This is a genomic window from Halonotius sp. F2-221B, from assembly GCF_046719765.1.
In the GTDB taxonomy this organism is placed as follows: domain Archaea; phylum Halobacteriota; class Halobacteria; order Halobacteriales; family Haloferacaceae; genus Halonotius.
Map to the genome: position 1 here is coordinate 1 of NZ_JABEBY010000001.1, position 15370 is coordinate 15370.

18 protein-coding genes are annotated in these 15370 nt (G+C 62.1%); 11 read left to right on the forward strand and 7 right to left on the reverse strand.

Features of this window, described 5'->3' with window-relative positions:
- The first annotated feature begins 126 nt into the window (after positions 1–126).
- Entirely contained in the window at positions 127–669 is a 543-nt protein-coding gene (locus HKK80_RS00005; RefSeq protein ID WP_411797562.1) for a hypothetical protein, read from the forward strand.
- Between the two features lie 23 nt (positions 670–692).
- On the opposite strand, the gene HKK80_RS00010 is transcribed toward HKK80_RS00005, so the two are convergent.
- Together HKK80_RS00010 and HKK80_RS00015 are read right to left on the reverse strand one after the other, a co-directional pair.
- Positions 693–3272, reverse strand: coding sequence for a heavy metal translocating P-type ATPase (locus HKK80_RS00010; RefSeq protein WP_411797563.1), 2580 nt, complete (start codon positions 3270–3272; stop codon positions 693–695).
- A 90-nt stretch (positions 3273–3362) separates the two neighbouring features.
- On the reverse strand, positions 3363–3953 hold the full coding sequence (locus HKK80_RS00015) for an AsnC family transcriptional regulator (RefSeq protein ID WP_411797564.1): 591 nt from the start codon (positions 3951–3953) through the stop codon (positions 3363–3365).
- A 132-nt stretch (positions 3954–4085) separates the two neighbouring features.
- Between HKK80_RS00015 and HKK80_RS00020 the strand changes: the two genes are divergently transcribed.
- The 6 genes from HKK80_RS00020 (at position 4086) to HKK80_RS00045 (ending at position 7973) form a co-directional block, all read left to right on the forward strand.
- The gene (locus HKK80_RS00020; protein WP_411797565.1) at positions 4086–4283 is read left to right on the forward strand and encodes a heavy-metal-associated domain-containing protein; all 198 of its coding nucleotides are present in this window, start codon (positions 4086–4088) and stop codon (positions 4281–4283) included.
- 205 nt (positions 4284–4488) lie between these two features.
- Positions 4489–5088: a superoxide dismutase gene (sod, locus tag HKK80_RS00025; RefSeq protein WP_411797566.1), complete on the forward strand. Its 600-nt coding sequence runs from the start codon at positions 4489–4491 to the stop codon at positions 5086–5088.
- A gap of 130 nt (positions 5089–5218) precedes the next feature.
- Entirely contained in the window at positions 5219–5527 is a 309-nt protein-coding gene (locus HKK80_RS00030) for a DUF5827 family protein (RefSeq protein WP_411797567.1), read from the forward strand.
- 3 nt (positions 5528–5530) lie between these two features.
- Positions 5531–6382: an ATPase gene (locus HKK80_RS00035; protein ID WP_411797568.1), complete on the forward strand. Its 852-nt coding sequence runs from the start codon at positions 5531–5533 to the stop codon at positions 6380–6382.
- A gap of 44 nt (positions 6383–6426) precedes the next feature.
- A complete protein-coding gene (gene thyA / locus HKK80_RS00040) occupies positions 6427–7425 on the forward strand; it encodes a thymidylate synthase (protein ID WP_411797569.1) in 999 nt (332 codons plus the stop codon).
- 2 nt (positions 7426–7427) lie between these two features.
- A complete protein-coding gene (locus HKK80_RS00045; RefSeq protein WP_411797570.1) occupies positions 7428–7973 on the forward strand; it encodes a dihydrofolate reductase in 546 nt (181 codons plus the stop codon).
- Positions 7974–8013: 40 nt separating this feature from the next.
- Here HKK80_RS00045 and HKK80_RS00050 read toward each other — a convergent pair whose 3' ends face one another.
- Positions 8014–9564, reverse strand: coding sequence for an ATP-binding protein (locus HKK80_RS00050; RefSeq protein ID WP_411797571.1), 1551 nt, complete (start codon positions 9562–9564; stop codon positions 8014–8016).
- Positions 9565–9837: 273 nt separating this feature from the next.
- Between HKK80_RS00050 and HKK80_RS00055 the strand changes: the two genes are divergently transcribed.
- Entirely contained in the window at positions 9838–10641 is an 804-nt protein-coding gene (locus tag HKK80_RS00055; RefSeq protein ID WP_411797572.1) for an RIO1 family regulatory kinase/ATPase, read from the forward strand.
- A 71-nt stretch (positions 10642–10712) separates the two neighbouring features.
- On the opposite strand, the gene HKK80_RS00060 is transcribed toward HKK80_RS00055, so the two are convergent.
- Together HKK80_RS00060 and HKK80_RS00065 are read right to left on the reverse strand one after the other, a co-directional pair.
- Positions 10713–11162, reverse strand: coding sequence for a hypothetical protein (locus tag HKK80_RS00060; protein ID WP_411797573.1), 450 nt, complete (start codon positions 11160–11162; stop codon positions 10713–10715).
- A gap of 44 nt (positions 11163–11206) precedes the next feature.
- Entirely contained in the window at positions 11207–11974 is a 768-nt protein-coding gene (locus HKK80_RS00065; protein WP_411797574.1) for a DUF429 domain-containing protein, read from the reverse strand.
- 101 nt (positions 11975–12075) lie between these two features.
- Here HKK80_RS00065 and HKK80_RS00070 point away from each other — a divergent pair, with 101 nt between their 5' ends.
- Positions 12076–12396 (forward strand): cupin domain-containing protein, encoded by a 321-nt coding sequence (locus tag HKK80_RS00070; protein ID WP_411797575.1) that lies wholly within the window; start codon positions 12076–12078, stop codon positions 12394–12396.
- Entirely contained in the window at positions 12397–12987 is a 591-nt protein-coding gene (locus HKK80_RS00075) for a flavin reductase family protein (RefSeq protein WP_411797576.1), read from the forward strand.
- A 36-nt stretch (positions 12988–13023) separates the two neighbouring features.
- Here HKK80_RS00075 and HKK80_RS00080 read toward each other — a convergent pair whose 3' ends face one another.
- Positions 13024–13488, reverse strand: coding sequence for a hypothetical protein (locus HKK80_RS00080; protein WP_411797577.1), 465 nt, complete (start codon positions 13486–13488; stop codon positions 13024–13026).
- A 14-nt stretch (positions 13489–13502) separates the two neighbouring features.
- On the opposite strand from HKK80_RS00080, the gene tnpC reads away from it, so the two are divergent.
- Positions 13503–14963 (forward strand): IS66 family transposase, encoded by a 1461-nt coding sequence (gene tnpC, locus HKK80_RS00085; protein ID WP_411797578.1) that lies wholly within the window; start codon positions 13503–13505, stop codon positions 14961–14963.
- A gap of 117 nt (positions 14964–15080) precedes the next feature.
- Here the strand turns inward: tnpC and HKK80_RS00090 are convergent, their stop codons facing one another.
- The gene (locus tag HKK80_RS00090) at positions 15081–15212 is read right to left on the reverse strand and encodes a hypothetical protein (protein ID WP_411797579.1); all 132 of its coding nucleotides are present in this window, start codon (positions 15210–15212) and stop codon (positions 15081–15083) included.
- Positions 15213–15370 lie beyond the last annotated feature (158 nt).

The following is a 15370-nucleotide window of genomic DNA, read 5'->3' on the forward strand; positions in this document are numbered from 1 at the left end:
TCCACGAGGATTGAGCGCGATCACCGAACCAAACATCTGGCCGTATCTTACCGGTAAAGATTCGAACTAAACACTATGAGTGTCGGCCACAAGAGTTCATATGTGATGCCGGAGCGATGGTGAGCTATGCCGACCGACAACAAACCGACCGACACCGAAAACAAGGCTCCGTGGCTGCGGTTCGGTGAGCAGCGTGAAGCCACCTTTCTCGACTCGGTCGCCCCGGCAGTTGGGGTGGACGCCTGCGAGAATCCAGCCAAGACGGACGATCCAACAGCCCTCGACCTGCTTGTCGATGGGGAGCCAGCCGACCTCAAAACGCAGGAAACGCCGTTTTTCACCGCCGAAACGAACTATGGGCTCCCGCCGCAGTACGTTGTCACGTTCAACGCAAACGACTACGAGCGGTACAAACAGAAGGGAAACCCCGATATCCTCTTTTGGGTGCGGTGGCGGGAGGAACTGTCTGGGTGGGGTGCCGAGGTCGAGGAGATGGCGGGCGTCTGGCGAACCTCAGTTGCACAGATCGAAGCCACCGTCGAGGCGGAGCAGGCACCCCTCCATCAGTACAAGCGTCGACAGGGCGATCAGGAAAACGCGAACGCGTCGTACCTGCTGGATCTTCGTGCGATGGACTGCCTCGACTGTTTCACCGGGCCGTGTGCCTGATAGAGTCGACACACCCCTAACGCTCACCGGAGCCGACCCAGCAGTTTGTACTCCACATCGGGCGAGTACCGACGGAACAGCAGGCTGTTGGTCAGCACCGAGACGCTGGAGATCGCCATCGCACCGGCTGCCAGAACGGGCTGGAGCAGCCCCAGCGACGCCAACGGGATCATCGCCGTGTTGTAGCCGAGTGCCCACACGAGATTTTGTTTGATCTTCGACAGCGTCGCCGCCGAGATGCGGATCGCCTTCACCACGTCGAGCGGGTCGTCGCGCATGAGCGTCACGTCGGCGGCCTCGATGGCGACATCCGTCCCGGAGCCGATGGCGGTGCCGACGGAGGCGACAGCGAGTGCGGGGGCGTCGTTGACGCCGTCGCCAACCATCATCGCCTTGCGGCCCTCTGCCTGAATTTCCTCGACCGCGTCGGATTTGTCCTCAGGGAGGACGCCGGCGCGAACGTTGTCAGGGTCGATGCCGACCTCCTCGGCGACCGCGCGGGCCGTGCGCTCGTTGTCGCCGGTGATCATCATCACGTCGACCCCGCGGGCCTGCAGCGCGCTCACGGCCTCCTTCGCGCTCGGTTTGACCGTATCCGCGTCGGCGACGACGCCGGCGAGCTTGCCGTCGACAGCCACGAGCATCGCGGTTTTGCCCTCGCGTTCGAGGCGTTCCATCGTCGCCGCGGCGGATGCGGTGTCGATGCCGTTCTCCGACAGGAGGGTGCGGTTACCGACCAGCACTGTCCGGCCTTCGACAGTTGCTTGAATCCCCTGTCCGGGCACGTTCTCGAAGTCCTCGGCGTCGGCGAGGCCGATCCCGCGCTCCTCGGCTCCCTCGACGATGGCGCGGGCTAGGGGGTGTTCGCTGCCGCGTTCGGCACTTGCGGCGAATCGAAGCACCGCGTCCTCGGTGTGCGTCTCGCGTTCGGCGAGTTGGCCGCCGTCAGCGATGGTCGGGTCGTTGTCGCCGACACTGACCACGTCGGTCAACTCCATTTCGCCCTCGGTGAGCGTCCCCGTTTTGTCGAAGACAACGGTATCGACATCGCGGGCGCGTTCGAGGATGTCGCCGCCTTTGAACAGGACACCGTTTTGGGCACCGATTGTCGTCCCGACCATCGTCGCCGCCGGTGTCGCCAACCCGAGTGCGCAGGGACAGGCGATGAGGACGGCGGAGGCGAAGACGATGACCGCAAACTCGAAGACCGAGACCGTTCCGCCGACGACCGTCGAGCCGCCGGCGACCGGCTCCCACAGCGGCAGCCACGCGACGACATCAGCCAGTGTCTGGGGCAGGAAAAACCACAGCAGCCCCCACGCCAGCGCGTTGGCGATGACGATGGGAACGAAGTACGCCGAGATGCGGTCGGCGACGTTTTGGATCTCGGGCTGCCGGGACTGGGCTTCTTTGACCGTCTGGACGATCTGCTGGAGGGCGGTGTCCGAGCCGACCTTGGTGGCTTCGACGGTGAGCACGCCGTTTTCGTTGATCGTCGATCCGACGACCTCGTCGCCCTCGATCTTTTCGACCGGCACGGATTCGCCGGTCACCATCGACTCATCGACCGCCGACTGGCCGTCAACGACGACGCCGTCGGTCGGGATCTGCTCGCCCGGCCGCACCTTCATCCGGTCGCCGACTTCGACATCCTCCAGCGGGATTTCTTCCTCGCCGTCGTCGGTGATAATCATCGCGGTGTCGGCCTCCATCTCAAGCAGTTCGCGGAGCGCGTCGCCGGCTTGGCCCTTCGAGCGGGCTTCGAGGTAGTTGCCGAGCGTGATGAACACGAGGATCAGCGCGGCGGTGTCGAAATAGAGGCTGCCGGCGATCAGGCCCGCAAGCACGGCCACCGAGTAGCCGTAGGCCGTCGTCGAGCCAAGGGCGATCAGCACGTCCATGTTCGCCCGCCGGTTCTTTACGAGCGCGTCGTAGGAGTTGCTGTAGAACGGCCGCCCCAAGCCGATTTGAACCGGTGTTGCCAGCAGGAACTCGACCCAACCGAACCGGACGCCGAAGACGGTCTCGGGGACAAGTATGCCGCCAAGCAGGAACTTGTCGGCGAGGAAGACGAGCATGGGAGCCGACAACGCAGCACCGAACAGCGTGAGCCGGAGCTGTTTGCGGATCTCGCCTTCGCGGGCCGCATCGCGGGCGTCGGTGTCGTCGCCGTCGTCGCCGTCTTCTCGAACCGGTTCATAGCCTGCGTTTTCGATGGCATCGTAGAACGCGTCGATGGTGGCGGCCGCGGGGTTGTATCGAACCTGTGCCTCATCGGTCGCGTAGTTTACGTCCGCCTCAATGACACCGGGGAGGGCTTCGAGGGCCTCGGCGTTGGCGTCGGCGCAGTTCGCACACGACATATCTGTGATCCCGATGCGCGTCGACTCCGAGACCGCCCCGTAACCGGCGTCGTCGATCGCGTCGTAGAGCTCCGCGAGCGATACCACCCCGGCGTCGTACTCGACGGTCGCCTCGTCGGTCGCATAGTTGGCACTCGCGTCGTCGACGCCGTCGAGATCGCTGAGGGTGTCCTCGATGGTTGCCGAACAGTTGGCGCAGGACATCCCCGTGATATCGAGGGTGATTGTCTGTGTGGTCATTGTGTGTTACTATACGGGTTCCATGTTTACTGCGTTTTCTACTTCGAGACCACGTCTCGGAGGGATCGAAAACTTTCGAATCAAAAGTCGCTACGTGCCCGCTTCGAATCGCTGGTAGCGATCCTCGAAACGACTCAGACAGGAGGAACAACAGAAGTGATAGACTTCGTCGTCGATCCGTGTTGTCTCACCCTCGCTGTCGACGGTGTTGCCACACTCCGCACAGGTCAGGGCGAACTCGACGCCATCGATCGTGGGCGTCCACTCGACGTCGTCGACGAGGGTGACAGTGTAGTCGTCGACAGCGACCTCCTCGAAGAGTCCGGCGACCCACTCGCGGACGTTTTGGGCTTCGACCCGGGCGTAAAACCGGAGGTCGCCCTCGGCGGTCACGAAGATGTGTTCGACCGCGTCTGCGTTTTGGAGTTGTTCCCGTGCTGGCGTCAGCGAGGCGGCCGGCAGGTCGAGATCGATCAACACCGGGACGCCCGCCCGCAGCGCGCCGCGGTTGACATCGATGGTGAACGTGTTGATGATGCCGGCCTCCTGCAGGCGGGTGACGCGGTCGGAGACAGCCGGCCCCGAGAGGCCAATCTCCTCGCCGATCTCGCTGAACGGGCGGCGGGAATCAGCGGCCAGCATCGAGAGGATCTCCATGTCGGTTTCGTCGAGATCGCGCATGGTGGTCGTAGGCACGCCGGATACAATACAGTTGTCCGGGATCTGCTTTGGAATCCGTAGCGGACACACCACTCAGCCTTTGATGCGAAGCAACAACGTACAAGCCACCTCGGCACCCATATGCGACCGGCGATGGGAGAGACGATTACCGTCGACGGAACGCGCTGTGAGCACTGTGAGAAAACCGTTGAGGAGCCCCTCGAATCCCGTGCTGGCGTGACCGCAGCGAGTGCAGACCACGCGGCGAGTACCGCCGGGATCGAGGGGTCGGCCGCGACCGACGATCTCCTGGCAGCCGTCGAAGCGGCCGGCTACGAGGCGTCGGCCTGACTGCGTACGCCCGACGCTTTTGACCTTGCTTGCCGGCTCGAATCGTAGCTGATCCAACAAAAATACGGAATCTATTTTGGTTACACGCGCTCATCTGAGGTGTCGAAACCGCTTGTTTCAGCGGCCAAATCGTGGGAATTGCTACCATACAACTCCTCAAGCTTTAACAGCGTGCCACCAGTACCGATGGATGGAGGAATTACCTATGAGCTACGAACTCGACCCCCTTCCGTACGACTATGACGCCCTTGAGCCGCACATCAGCGAACAAGTCCTGACGTGGCATCACGACACCCACCATCAGGGCTACGTCAACGGCTGGAATTCGGCCGAAGAAACCCTCGAAGAGAACCGCGAGAACCACGAGTTCGGTTCCAGCGCGGGCGCGATCCGAAGCGTAACCCACAACTCCTCGGGGCATATTCTGCACGACCTCTTCTGGCAGAACATGTCGCCGGAGGGTGGCGACGAGCCAAGCGGCGACCTCGCCGACCGGATCGCCGAGGACTTCGGTTCGTATGAGGCGTGGAAAGGCGAGTTCGAAGCCGCAGCCGGCGACGCCTCCGGCTGGGCACTGCTCGTCTACGATACGTTCTCGAACCAGCTTCGCAACGTCGTGGTCGACAACCACGACGAGGGCGCGATCTGGGGCGGTCACCCGATCCTCGCACTCGACGTCTGGGAACACTCCTACTACTACGATTACGGGCCGGCCCGCGGCGACTTCATCGAGAACTTCTTCGAGGTCGTCGACTGGGAGGAACCCAGCGCGCGCTACGAACAGGCCGTCGAGCTCTTCGAGTAATCGGGCGTTCACGCAATTTTTTGTGCTGCTGACCGGGTAGCGACAGCAGTCGTTCGCCCAGCCACCGCCCTCGGCCGCCAGCGACGACCAATCCGTACGGTTTTCGGGGGTCGCGCTGCTACAGGCTGGTATGCCACGCCCGAAAGACGCCTTCGACGAGCTGTATCCCTGTGATTTCTACACACCCGAGGAACTGCTTGACGACGGGATGATGTACTCCGTCTACGAGATCGCCCGCCTGCTGCAGGGCCTCGACGCTGACGCCGAGATCGACGAGGGCGTCGAAGACGTGCTGCTCGATTGGGCGATCCCGTGGATCATGCGCCACTCCGAGACGTTAGTCATCGCTGAACCACCGACCGAGGAGGAGCCGGGCTACTACGGCCTGAAAGACGAGCGTGTCGCTGCTGACGATGACACCGCCACTACCGACGACTAACCGATGAAACTCCTTGTCGCTGGCGACACCCGCGTCGACGCCGGCAAAACGACGTTCGCTGCCGGCCTGCTCGCGGCTCTCGACGGCGCGGTCGGCTTCAAACCACGGGCCGGCAACGACTACTGGTACGACCACGACGATGCCGCGGCCGCCCTCAGCGATGGCCGCCTCTACGGGAAGGATGTCGCCACCCTTGCGGCCGCCGGCGACAGCGACCTCCAGGAAGAACAGTTGAATCCTGTTCACCGGCTCTGGCGGCCGACACCGGATCGAACCGGCATGCTCGGCGAAGCCGGGCGGACGTTTCTCGTCGACCGCGTGACGACACCCGAGGGTTCGCTGTTCGTCGTCAACGGCGTGGCCGAACGCGAGGGCCTGCTGCCCGACCGCGTTGCCGACGCGCTCCCGCTGGCCGACGCCCCCCGAATCGAGGGCGTCGATCGGTTCAATGACGTGATGGCCGAGCGGTATCTGCCGGCCTTCGAGCGCGTGACCGAATGGATCGCCGAGACGACGCCCGCGGTCGTCGAATCCTACGCCGACATCGCCCTCCCGGTCGACGGGATCGACTTTGACGCGGTCGCCGTCGTCAGCCCGACTCGCGTGCGGCTCTACGACGGCGCCCGATACGGTAAGGCCCACGACGTTGCCAGCGGGAGCGGCCGCGAGGGCCAACTGGAGGAGCGCGTCGGCCGGGTCGTCGAGATGATTGAGCCGGTGTCGACACACACCCTCCAGCCACTCGGCAGCGATGAACGCGGTGATCCAGCCTGCGTCGCCGACGCCTACGCCGACGTGTATGAGTCGCTGCTGGACGTGGCTCTCAGCGATGCCTCGCCTGCCGGAAGCCAGTAGCGGAATACACTTGTAGCCGGCCCCGGTGGAACCACCAAGCCGCAATGCAGCAGTATCTCGATCTCGTCGCCGACACGCTCGCCGGCGGCGGGCACAAACCGAACCGCACCGGCGTCGACACGATCGCCTCCTTCAGCCAGCAGTACACAATCGACCTCCAGGAAGGGTTTCCGCTGCTGACGACGAAGGATCTCTCCGGCTTTCGCTGGAACTCGCTGATCCACGAGTTCAAGTGGTATCTCTCCGGCGAGGAGCACATCCGTAACCTCCGAGAGGAGACCGGCATCTGGGATGCGTGGGCCGACGACCAGGGCCGCCTCGACACCGCCTACGGCCGCTTCTGGCGGCGGTTTCCCGTCCCCGAGGAAGGTCTCGACGGTGAGGCGTGGCCCGACGACGACCATCGGTGGCGCAACGACGACGGCACCTTCGATCAGATCCAGTACGTTATCGACACCCTCAACGAATCGCCGAACTCCCGCCGGCTCGTCGTTTCGGCGTGGCACCCGGCCAACGCCGCGGTGAGCACGCTGCCGCCCTGCCACTATACCTTCGTCTTCAATGTCCAGGGCGACCGGCTGAACTGCCATCTCACGCAGCGATCCGGCGATATCGCGCTGGGCGTCCCGTTCAACATCGCCGCCTACGCGCTGCTCACCCACGCCGTTGCCCAGGAAACCGGCTTCGAGGTCGGCGAGTTCGGCCACACCGTCGTTGATGCGCACATCTACTGTGGCACCGACGACCGCGGCGACTGGTACGCCGACAATCTTGATCGCCTCCAGGAGCGACTCGCCGCCGTCGACGACCGCGAGGAGTATCTCGCCGTCCGCGAGTGGCTGGAAACCGAGGCCCCCGACGAAACCGAGGCGACCGACGGCTACGATCACGTCCCCGGCCTGCTCACCCAACTGTCGCGGGAACCCCGCTCGCGGCCGCACATTGCGATCGCCGACAAACCGCTGGATGACCTCGACTTCGAGGATATCGAACTGCTCGACTACGACCCGGCCGAGGGGATCAGCTTCGCGGTCGCGGAGTAACGATGGCCGAGGACACCCCCGCCGACAGCGACGATGGCGACAACGACGACCCGCCGATCGCGCTGATCGCCGCGGTCGCCGCCAACCGCGTCATCGGCGACGACGGCGAGATGCCGTGGCACCTCCCTGAGGATCTCCAGCATTTCAAATCGGTGACGATGGGCAACCCCGTCATCATGGGTCGCCGCACCTACGACTCCATCGCCGCCCGGATCGACGGCCCCCTGCCGGGCCGGCACAATATCGTACTGAGCCGCAGTGAGCCCGCCCTCGATGAGGGTGTTGTCGTCGTCGACTCGATCGATGCCGCTGTCGCCGAAGCCGAGGCTGTCTGTGCGCTTGACGACGACGCCGAGCGAATCTTCGTGATCGGCGGCGCGACGGTCTACGAGCAGTTTCTCGACCGGGCTGACGAACTGGTGTTGACGGAACTCGACGACGCCTACGACGGCGACACCGAGTTCCCCGGGTGGGACGAGGGCGCGTGGCGCGAGGTCGACCGCGACGACCGCGACGGCTTTGCGTTTGTCACCTATCGTCGCCGGTAGTCTGCTCTGCTGTCTGCCGTCGCCGGTAGCTGAAGCCGCCTCAGTCGTTGGTTCTGGTGGTCGTCCCGATCGGCTCGCTATCGCCCATCGAGCTGTTGGGAAACGGGATCCCGTCGGCGACACCGGCCGGCCGCCCATCGTCGAGGGTGTCCCACTCGTCGGCGTCGGCGGCTAGGAACGACAGCGTCACGACCGTCCCGCGCGGGGAGTTTTGTGCGATCGACATCGAGCCATCCATCCCATCGACGATCCATTTGACCAACCAGAGGCCGAGCCCGCTGATGTGTTCTAACGGTGTTTCGGCCTCGTTGGTGATCGCCCGGCGCTCGCCTTTCGGGATCCCGGGCCCGTTGTCGCGGATCTCGACTTGGACGCGGTTTGTCTCGTGGCGGTGTTCGACCGCAACTTCGATCTCCGGACAGCTGTTGTCATTGTGGACGATCGAGTTGTCGAGGACGTTCCGGATCGCCGTTCGGACGAGCGTGTTGCCGATGATACTTGTCTCGTCGATCCGCGAGCGGATGATGATGCTCGGATGCTCGTCGTGGATCGTGCTGATCTCCTCGCGGACGATCTGAGCGATGTTGATCTGGCGGAGCTGTCGGTCGACGCCGTGAAGCTGTTGGTCGATCGTCCGCACCTTATCGCCGAGATTCACCAAGGAGAGGGCCTTCTGGCGGATCGTCTCGGCGTGGTCTGTCACCTGCTCGTCGTCGGACTCCAGCAGCATATCGGCGTGGCCGACGACGACGTTCATATCGTTCCGCAGGTCATGACGGAGGATGCGGTTCATCACCTGCCGGCGTTGCTCGAACTGGTGGCGGTCGGTCACATCGCGGGCGGTGACGATCAGCCCCTTGACGGCCGGCAGCGACGCGTTTTCCCGCACCGCGACCTCGAACATCCGCCAGCCGTCGCCCGCTGTTTCCAGCCGACAGTGGTGGATGCTCATCTCGCCGGTGTCGGCGGCCGCTTCGAGCGCGGTTTCAAGCGTCGCCCGGTCGTCGGGGTGGACGGAGTCGAGCAGATCGGTCGAAATGTCGACCTCACTCGGCGATTTCGTCGTCGTCTCCGGGGGATCGCTCACATACCGCACGGTGCCATCCGCGCGGACAATCACCACCGTATCCGACGTATACCCCATCGCCGTCTTAAACTGTGATTCGATCCGGCGTTGGGCACTGATCTCCTCGAACAACAGCAGTCGGTCGGCCGCGGCCGTCGACAGCGACTCCGCCGAGACGACAAAGCAGCGTTCAATCGAACCCTGCGGGACGACAAGCTCCACGCCGGAGGTATGCGGTCGCAGCCCCGGCTCGTTGTCAACCGCATCTGGGTCGGGTGCTGCCGCCAGTGTTGCCTCCGCAAGCGTGTCGCCGGGTGACAGCTCTCGGAGGTGCGCTCCGAGCGGCAACCCCTCGGCGACAGGGGTATCCTCCAGCTCATCAGGGAGCCCAAGCTCGGTGCGCACGGTCTCGTTTGTCTGTTGGATCCGATCGTCCTCATCAACGATAACCACGCCAACGTCGATCGCTGAAAGCACCGCGTCGGCCAGCGCGTCGTCGCCGGATGCTGTTGACGGCTGGCTCACAACACACCACCTGCTGTGAACTGCGGGGCGCGCGCCGACAGTATGGGGTGTGATGTGGCAAACATCCGTCGAAAGATCCTGTTGGAACTGGATACCACATGAACATACATAATACGCTCGGTCGAATTCTCGGGTTGAAACCCTATGGACTGACACGTTCCCGCTGAGTAGCTGTCGGTTATAGCCACGACGTAGGAACTCCGGTAACAATCGCGTGGTTTGGTGATGGCAACAGCCCGGTGTTTATATTCTCCCACATCGTTCCCTCACAGTGTGTCCCTCCGTCGATTCGTTCGCGGGCAACCCAGTTGGTCGGCGATCGAGACCGTCGTTCGTGCGGTCGTTGAGCGATACGACCGATCGCCGGCCCACGTTCGGTTTCTGGAGGCCGACAACTGGCTGTCGACACCGGTCGTCATCGACGACGCGCTGTTTGTGAAGGTGATCAGCCAGCAGAACACGCTCGTCCACGCGCTATTTACGACCGGCCGGAACCTTGGGGCGGTCTCCAGCGGGACGGCCGGCTTCTTTGAGTCCTTCCAGTCGCCCGCCGAGATGGCCCGCCACGAACTGGAGGCAACGCGTGAGATGCGCGCACTCGGGCTCAACACCCCGGAACCGATCGAAGCCTTCGACGTTGACGGCTACGGGGTCGTTGTCTTTGAGTATCTGCCGGAGTTCCGCTCGCTGGATGCCCTTGACCCCGAAACGGAATCGTGGGTCGCCGAAGGGTTGTTTGCCTCGCTTCGAACCCTCCACGACGGCGGCTTGGCCCACGGCGACCTCCGGGCGGAAAACGTGTTGCTGCTGGATGACGCGCTCTACTTCATTGATGCGACCAGTGTCGACAGCGACGCCCAGGAGGGGATCCAGTCGTACGATCTGGCCTGCGCGCTGGCCGCCCTCGAACCGGTTCTCGGCCCGCGGGCGGCGGTTGCGGCCGCCGAGGCGTCGTACTCGATGGGTGAGTTGCTGTCGGCCGCCGACTTTCTCCATTTCGTCCAACTCCGCCCGGATCACGACTTTGCGGCCGCCGGGCTCAGAAGCGAGATCGAGCATCGCGCTACCGCGGAGTGAATGCTGTCACCAGTCGTGTCATCCTGTCGATAACAGGGTGGACGGAAGCGATCACGTGCTCTCACCATCGCCTACTCCGGTGTCGACGGCACCGGATCAAGCTCCGCCAACGCGGCGTCGATCACCGCCGCCTCAACGAGATCCCGGGGTTCGGTCATGGGATCGTCGGCGTCGGCCAACACCTCGCGGCTCCGCTCCAACAGACGGCGTTCCATCTCGGCGTGGTCGACGGCGTCCTTCGTCTCGTTGAGCATGGCCTCGAAATCTTCCCGGAGGTCGAAGGAGGCGTAGGCGACGTTGCAGCGCGACAGCGGATGGTGATCCATTTCGATGGCGAGATCACGGACGAGTTCCCAGTCGTCGGCACAGAATTGGAGCGTCACCGGGGTGACGATATCCTGCCAAGCGATCGGCCCGCTGTTTTCCATTAGCGTCACCGCTCGCGGCGGGACTTCGATCCGCCGGTCGGTCGTCGGGCTACCGCAGAGACAACAGGGGGTATCGGTGCGCCCGGTGAACATACTGTCTGTAGGCTGGCGATGAATATGGAACTTCCGGCGGCACGTTACTGCTTGGCGATCGAGAGATGCTGGTGCCACGAGGGGTCGGTATCGGGCACAACGATCTGCATCGGTAACCCGGCCCCGTCGGTCGGCGGGTCGGCCGGCAGCGACGTGAGTGGGTGCTGGCCGGCAGCGACCAACACCAGCGCGTCGATGATGTCGTCGCGGGCGAGCTGTTTGCGGTAGTGCTCGTCGAGCGCGTCGTTGTAACAGGCCTGCCAGCCACCGAGTTCATTGTCGAGAACTCCGAACCGCGCGGCCCGGCCAGTCGTCGACGACTTCGGTTGGGCAACCGGATAGCCGTCGTTGAGTGCGGCAAAGCAGCATTCGGGATGGCTTTCGACGATATCGACAGCGGATGTGTCCTCGCGGAGCACGCGATCCACTTCGGCGATTTTCGGCGTAATGTTCCACGCCTGCTTGGAGAGCCCTGAGCCGAGGTGCTCGCGCTGGAGCGCGTTTGCATGGTCGTAGTCAGCGTCCGCGCCCGCTTCGATAGCGTACTCGACGACGGCTCGACAGGGAACGGGAAACACCGAACTACTGCGCGCGCCGAGCCGCTGGCGGGCCGCGCTGTCGCACTCGCGTGGGTTGCTCTCTGGGAGGCCAATCGGGATATCGACCAGTAGGCGGTCGGCATCTGGGTGGGCATCGACGACAGCCGCGATCGATTGGTAGCGCGCACTGTACAGATCGGCCGCGTCCTGGGTCTGCCAGACACCGAACCAGCCGACGGCACAGCCGTCGACGCCGACTACGTACTCGCTCACATGGCGCAGTTGTGGCTCGGGTGGCAAGGTCGTACCGATCAGGTAGAATCGGCCGTCACCCGCCGAAGAGTACTTTCCCCTTGCCGATGAATTTCTGATCGATGTCCTACACGAGAGTCGACTACGAGGACGTAGAGCCAGTTGCCGGCGGCTTACACTTTCTGCGCGATCCACTGGACTGCGACCAGCTCGGGGTCTCCGTCCTCGATTGCGAGCCCGGCTGGAGCGGCAAGCCACACGACCATGCTGAGGACGGCCACGAAGAGGTGTACGTTCTCGTCGAGGGCGCGGCGACGATGACAGTCGACGACGAGGCCGTGCCGCTGGCGGCCGGCGAGGCGATCCGCGTTGCCGCCGACAGCGACCGGCAGATCCACAACGGTGACGCGCCGAGCCAGTTCGTCATCGTCGGCGCGCCATAGATGGCGACACGCGACGGCTCTCCCGACGAGTTCGGCTCGGCCTACCGCCTGCTCTCGACGGCGATCACACCGCGGCCGATCGGCTGGATTTCGACGACGAGCACCGACGGCGTTGACAACCTCGCGCCCTACAGCTTCTGTAACGTCGTCGCCGTCGACCCGCCGGTCGTGATGTTCGCGCCGGTTGGCCGCGACGACCTGAAGAACACCCCACAGAACGTCGCCGACACCGAGGAGTTCGTTCTCAACACCGTCACTCACGACATTGTCGAAGCGATGAACGCCACGAGTGCGACCCTGCCACACGAGGAAAGCGAGTTCGACCACATCGGCATTGACCGCGCCGAGTCGGTTGTCGTCGACCCGCCGCGTGTCGCAGCCGCGACGGTCGCCCTCGAATGTGAACTCTACGACTGGATCGAGGTCGGCGGCAGCGTACTGATCCTCGGCGAGGTCGTCCATGCTCACGTTGACGAGGCTGTCCTTACTGACGACAAGATCGATATCGATGACCTCGATACGGTCGGTCGACTCGCGGGGAGCTACTACGCCTCGACACGGGATCGGTTCTCGCTGGATCGGCCGCGGTAGGCACAGCGGTACTACTCTCGTAGAACACCCCCTCGACTATTCGAAAATACTGTCGAGGTCGGCGGTATCAAACACAGACCCCGCAAGTTCGTTCCAGAACGCTTCCTCCGATTCGAGAGCTGCAAACGTGTGTTGGATTGATTGTGCTTGGGTTTTCGAGACACCGGCTTGGTGGTAGTCGTGTTCGGAGATTTCAAGCAAGATGACGAGATGATCAAAGCTATCAACGATATCGATGTGTTCGAGGATGACACCGAACAGCCGAACGGTCTCCCCGCATCGAAAGACTTTGAGATCACCGTACTGTTTGTAGACGAATTTCGAGGGTGTGTGCCCAGCAGCGGTGATCTTCCGTAGCTCGGTCTGTACGTGCTCCGATTGGGAATGAGATAGTGCAGCAATTTCTGCGAGTACCGAGGAGGGAATCGAAACACGCGTCTCCTCGTCGTAGTTGGATAGCAGCCCAGACGAATTCGTAGCTGACTCCTTGCTGGCGCACATCGATCAGTCCAAGAGTGTCCCTCGGAACGGATGGATCGCCGAAATCGGCAGATTCGGCGATCCTGACTGATAGCAAGACAGCCCTCCGTCAGGAAGTCATTGCACTTCGCACAGAGAATCAGTGGCTTCGTCAGCAACTTACCGCGCAGCAAGAGCAGATTGATGAGCTTCAGGCAGAGCTCAAACGATACAAAAACGCGCATACGCCGTCCAGTAAGAAGGGTGGTGCTGGTGGTGATGGAAGTGGCCACAATGACTCTGACAATGACAAGACTGACGATGAAAAAGAAGAGTCAGCTGGCGGCGATGATGCCGCCAGCGACTCTTCGCCCGGACGTGAGGAAGGTCACGAGGGAACAACAAGAACACCGCCAGAGCCCGAAGAAACACGCATTGTTGACAACGGATTTTGTCCTGATTGTGAGCATGTTCTCACTGATCCAGACAACTACACGTCTCAAATCGTCATTGACACGCCGCTTCCTATCCCAACGACTGTTGTTGAGTACAAGCTTGGCAAACACGAGTGCTCCTGCGGAAACGAAGTAGTCGCTGAGCATCCTGATTGTCCGCAGACCGGGCGGTTTGGGCCAAATATCATGGCCCAAACCGCTCTTGGCCGGTTCCACGAACGACTGCCCAACCGCAAACAAGCTGAACTCTTCGACTGGAAGCTTGACCAGCCAATCTCCCACCGGACGATCTACAACCTGACCGAGCGGGTCGCAGACCGGCTGCGACCCGCTTACAAGGAAGTCAAAGATAGCGTAGCGGAGAGCGACGTGGTCTACGTTGACGAAACAGGATTTCCTGTGAATGGTGAGCAGTACTGGGTCTGGACGTTCGTTACTGAAGATGAGGTGTTGTACACGGTTGACCAGAGCCGAGGCAGTCAAGTGTTAGAGGATGTCCTCGGCGAGGAATTCGCCGAGGACGCGACGCTCAGCTGTGACGGTTGGTCGGCCTATCCAGCGTATCACCTGAAGCTTCAGCGATGCTGGGCGCATCTGTTGCGGGAGGCGGAGTTCGTTGCTGACCGGTACGACGAGGCACAGCAGTTGTGTGAAGAGTTACACGAACTCCATGATGATCTGACCACGTTTATCGACGGAGATCCATCAGCCTCCGCCCGCCAGGACAAGCGGGCGGAGGCAATGCTGCACTTAGAGGGACTCACTCGGCAGGGATACGCCAACGAGGAGGTCACTAAGCTAATCGAAAAGATCAGAAATGGGCTTGGTCACTGGCTGACATTCGTGACAGAGCCAGACGTTGATTCAACGAATAATCGCGCAGAGCGCGCTCTGCGCGAACAGGTTGTCCTACGGAAGATATTCAGAAGCCTTCGATCAGCCGACGGCGTCCGAATTCATGAGACAATTACGACAATGTTAGCGACATGGCAGAGACGTGGACTCGATCCGCCATCGCAGCTGCAGTCAATGCTTGGTGGACGAGAACTGGAATCGGCGTGAGAGACATCTCTACCGGCAGATTCTCATTTCCGCTATCCAACTACTCCTCGTCTAATGGAACAGGCACGCTACGTTAATTTGCACAATGACTTCATATAAAATCCGTCAAACGACAGATTACTCCTGAAACGCCGCTTTGACTTCGTCCAGCGTGGCGAAATCGAGGTTTTTTGCGTCCTCCACAGCCCGATCAATGTTCTCTTGAACCGCTTCTTCGGAGTCGGTATTGTTCTGGGCCGTTTCACTCATTACTTCTAATAAAGAGTTTGTACCTCATTACAGTTTCGCACCGCAGGGAGTTTCGATCGGGTTCTCGCCATTGAGCTGTGATCTTCTTACCAATGAATACGATCATATCGACAACTATTGGTGGAGTATCAAATCGGAGATGTCCGCAAAATCGCAGT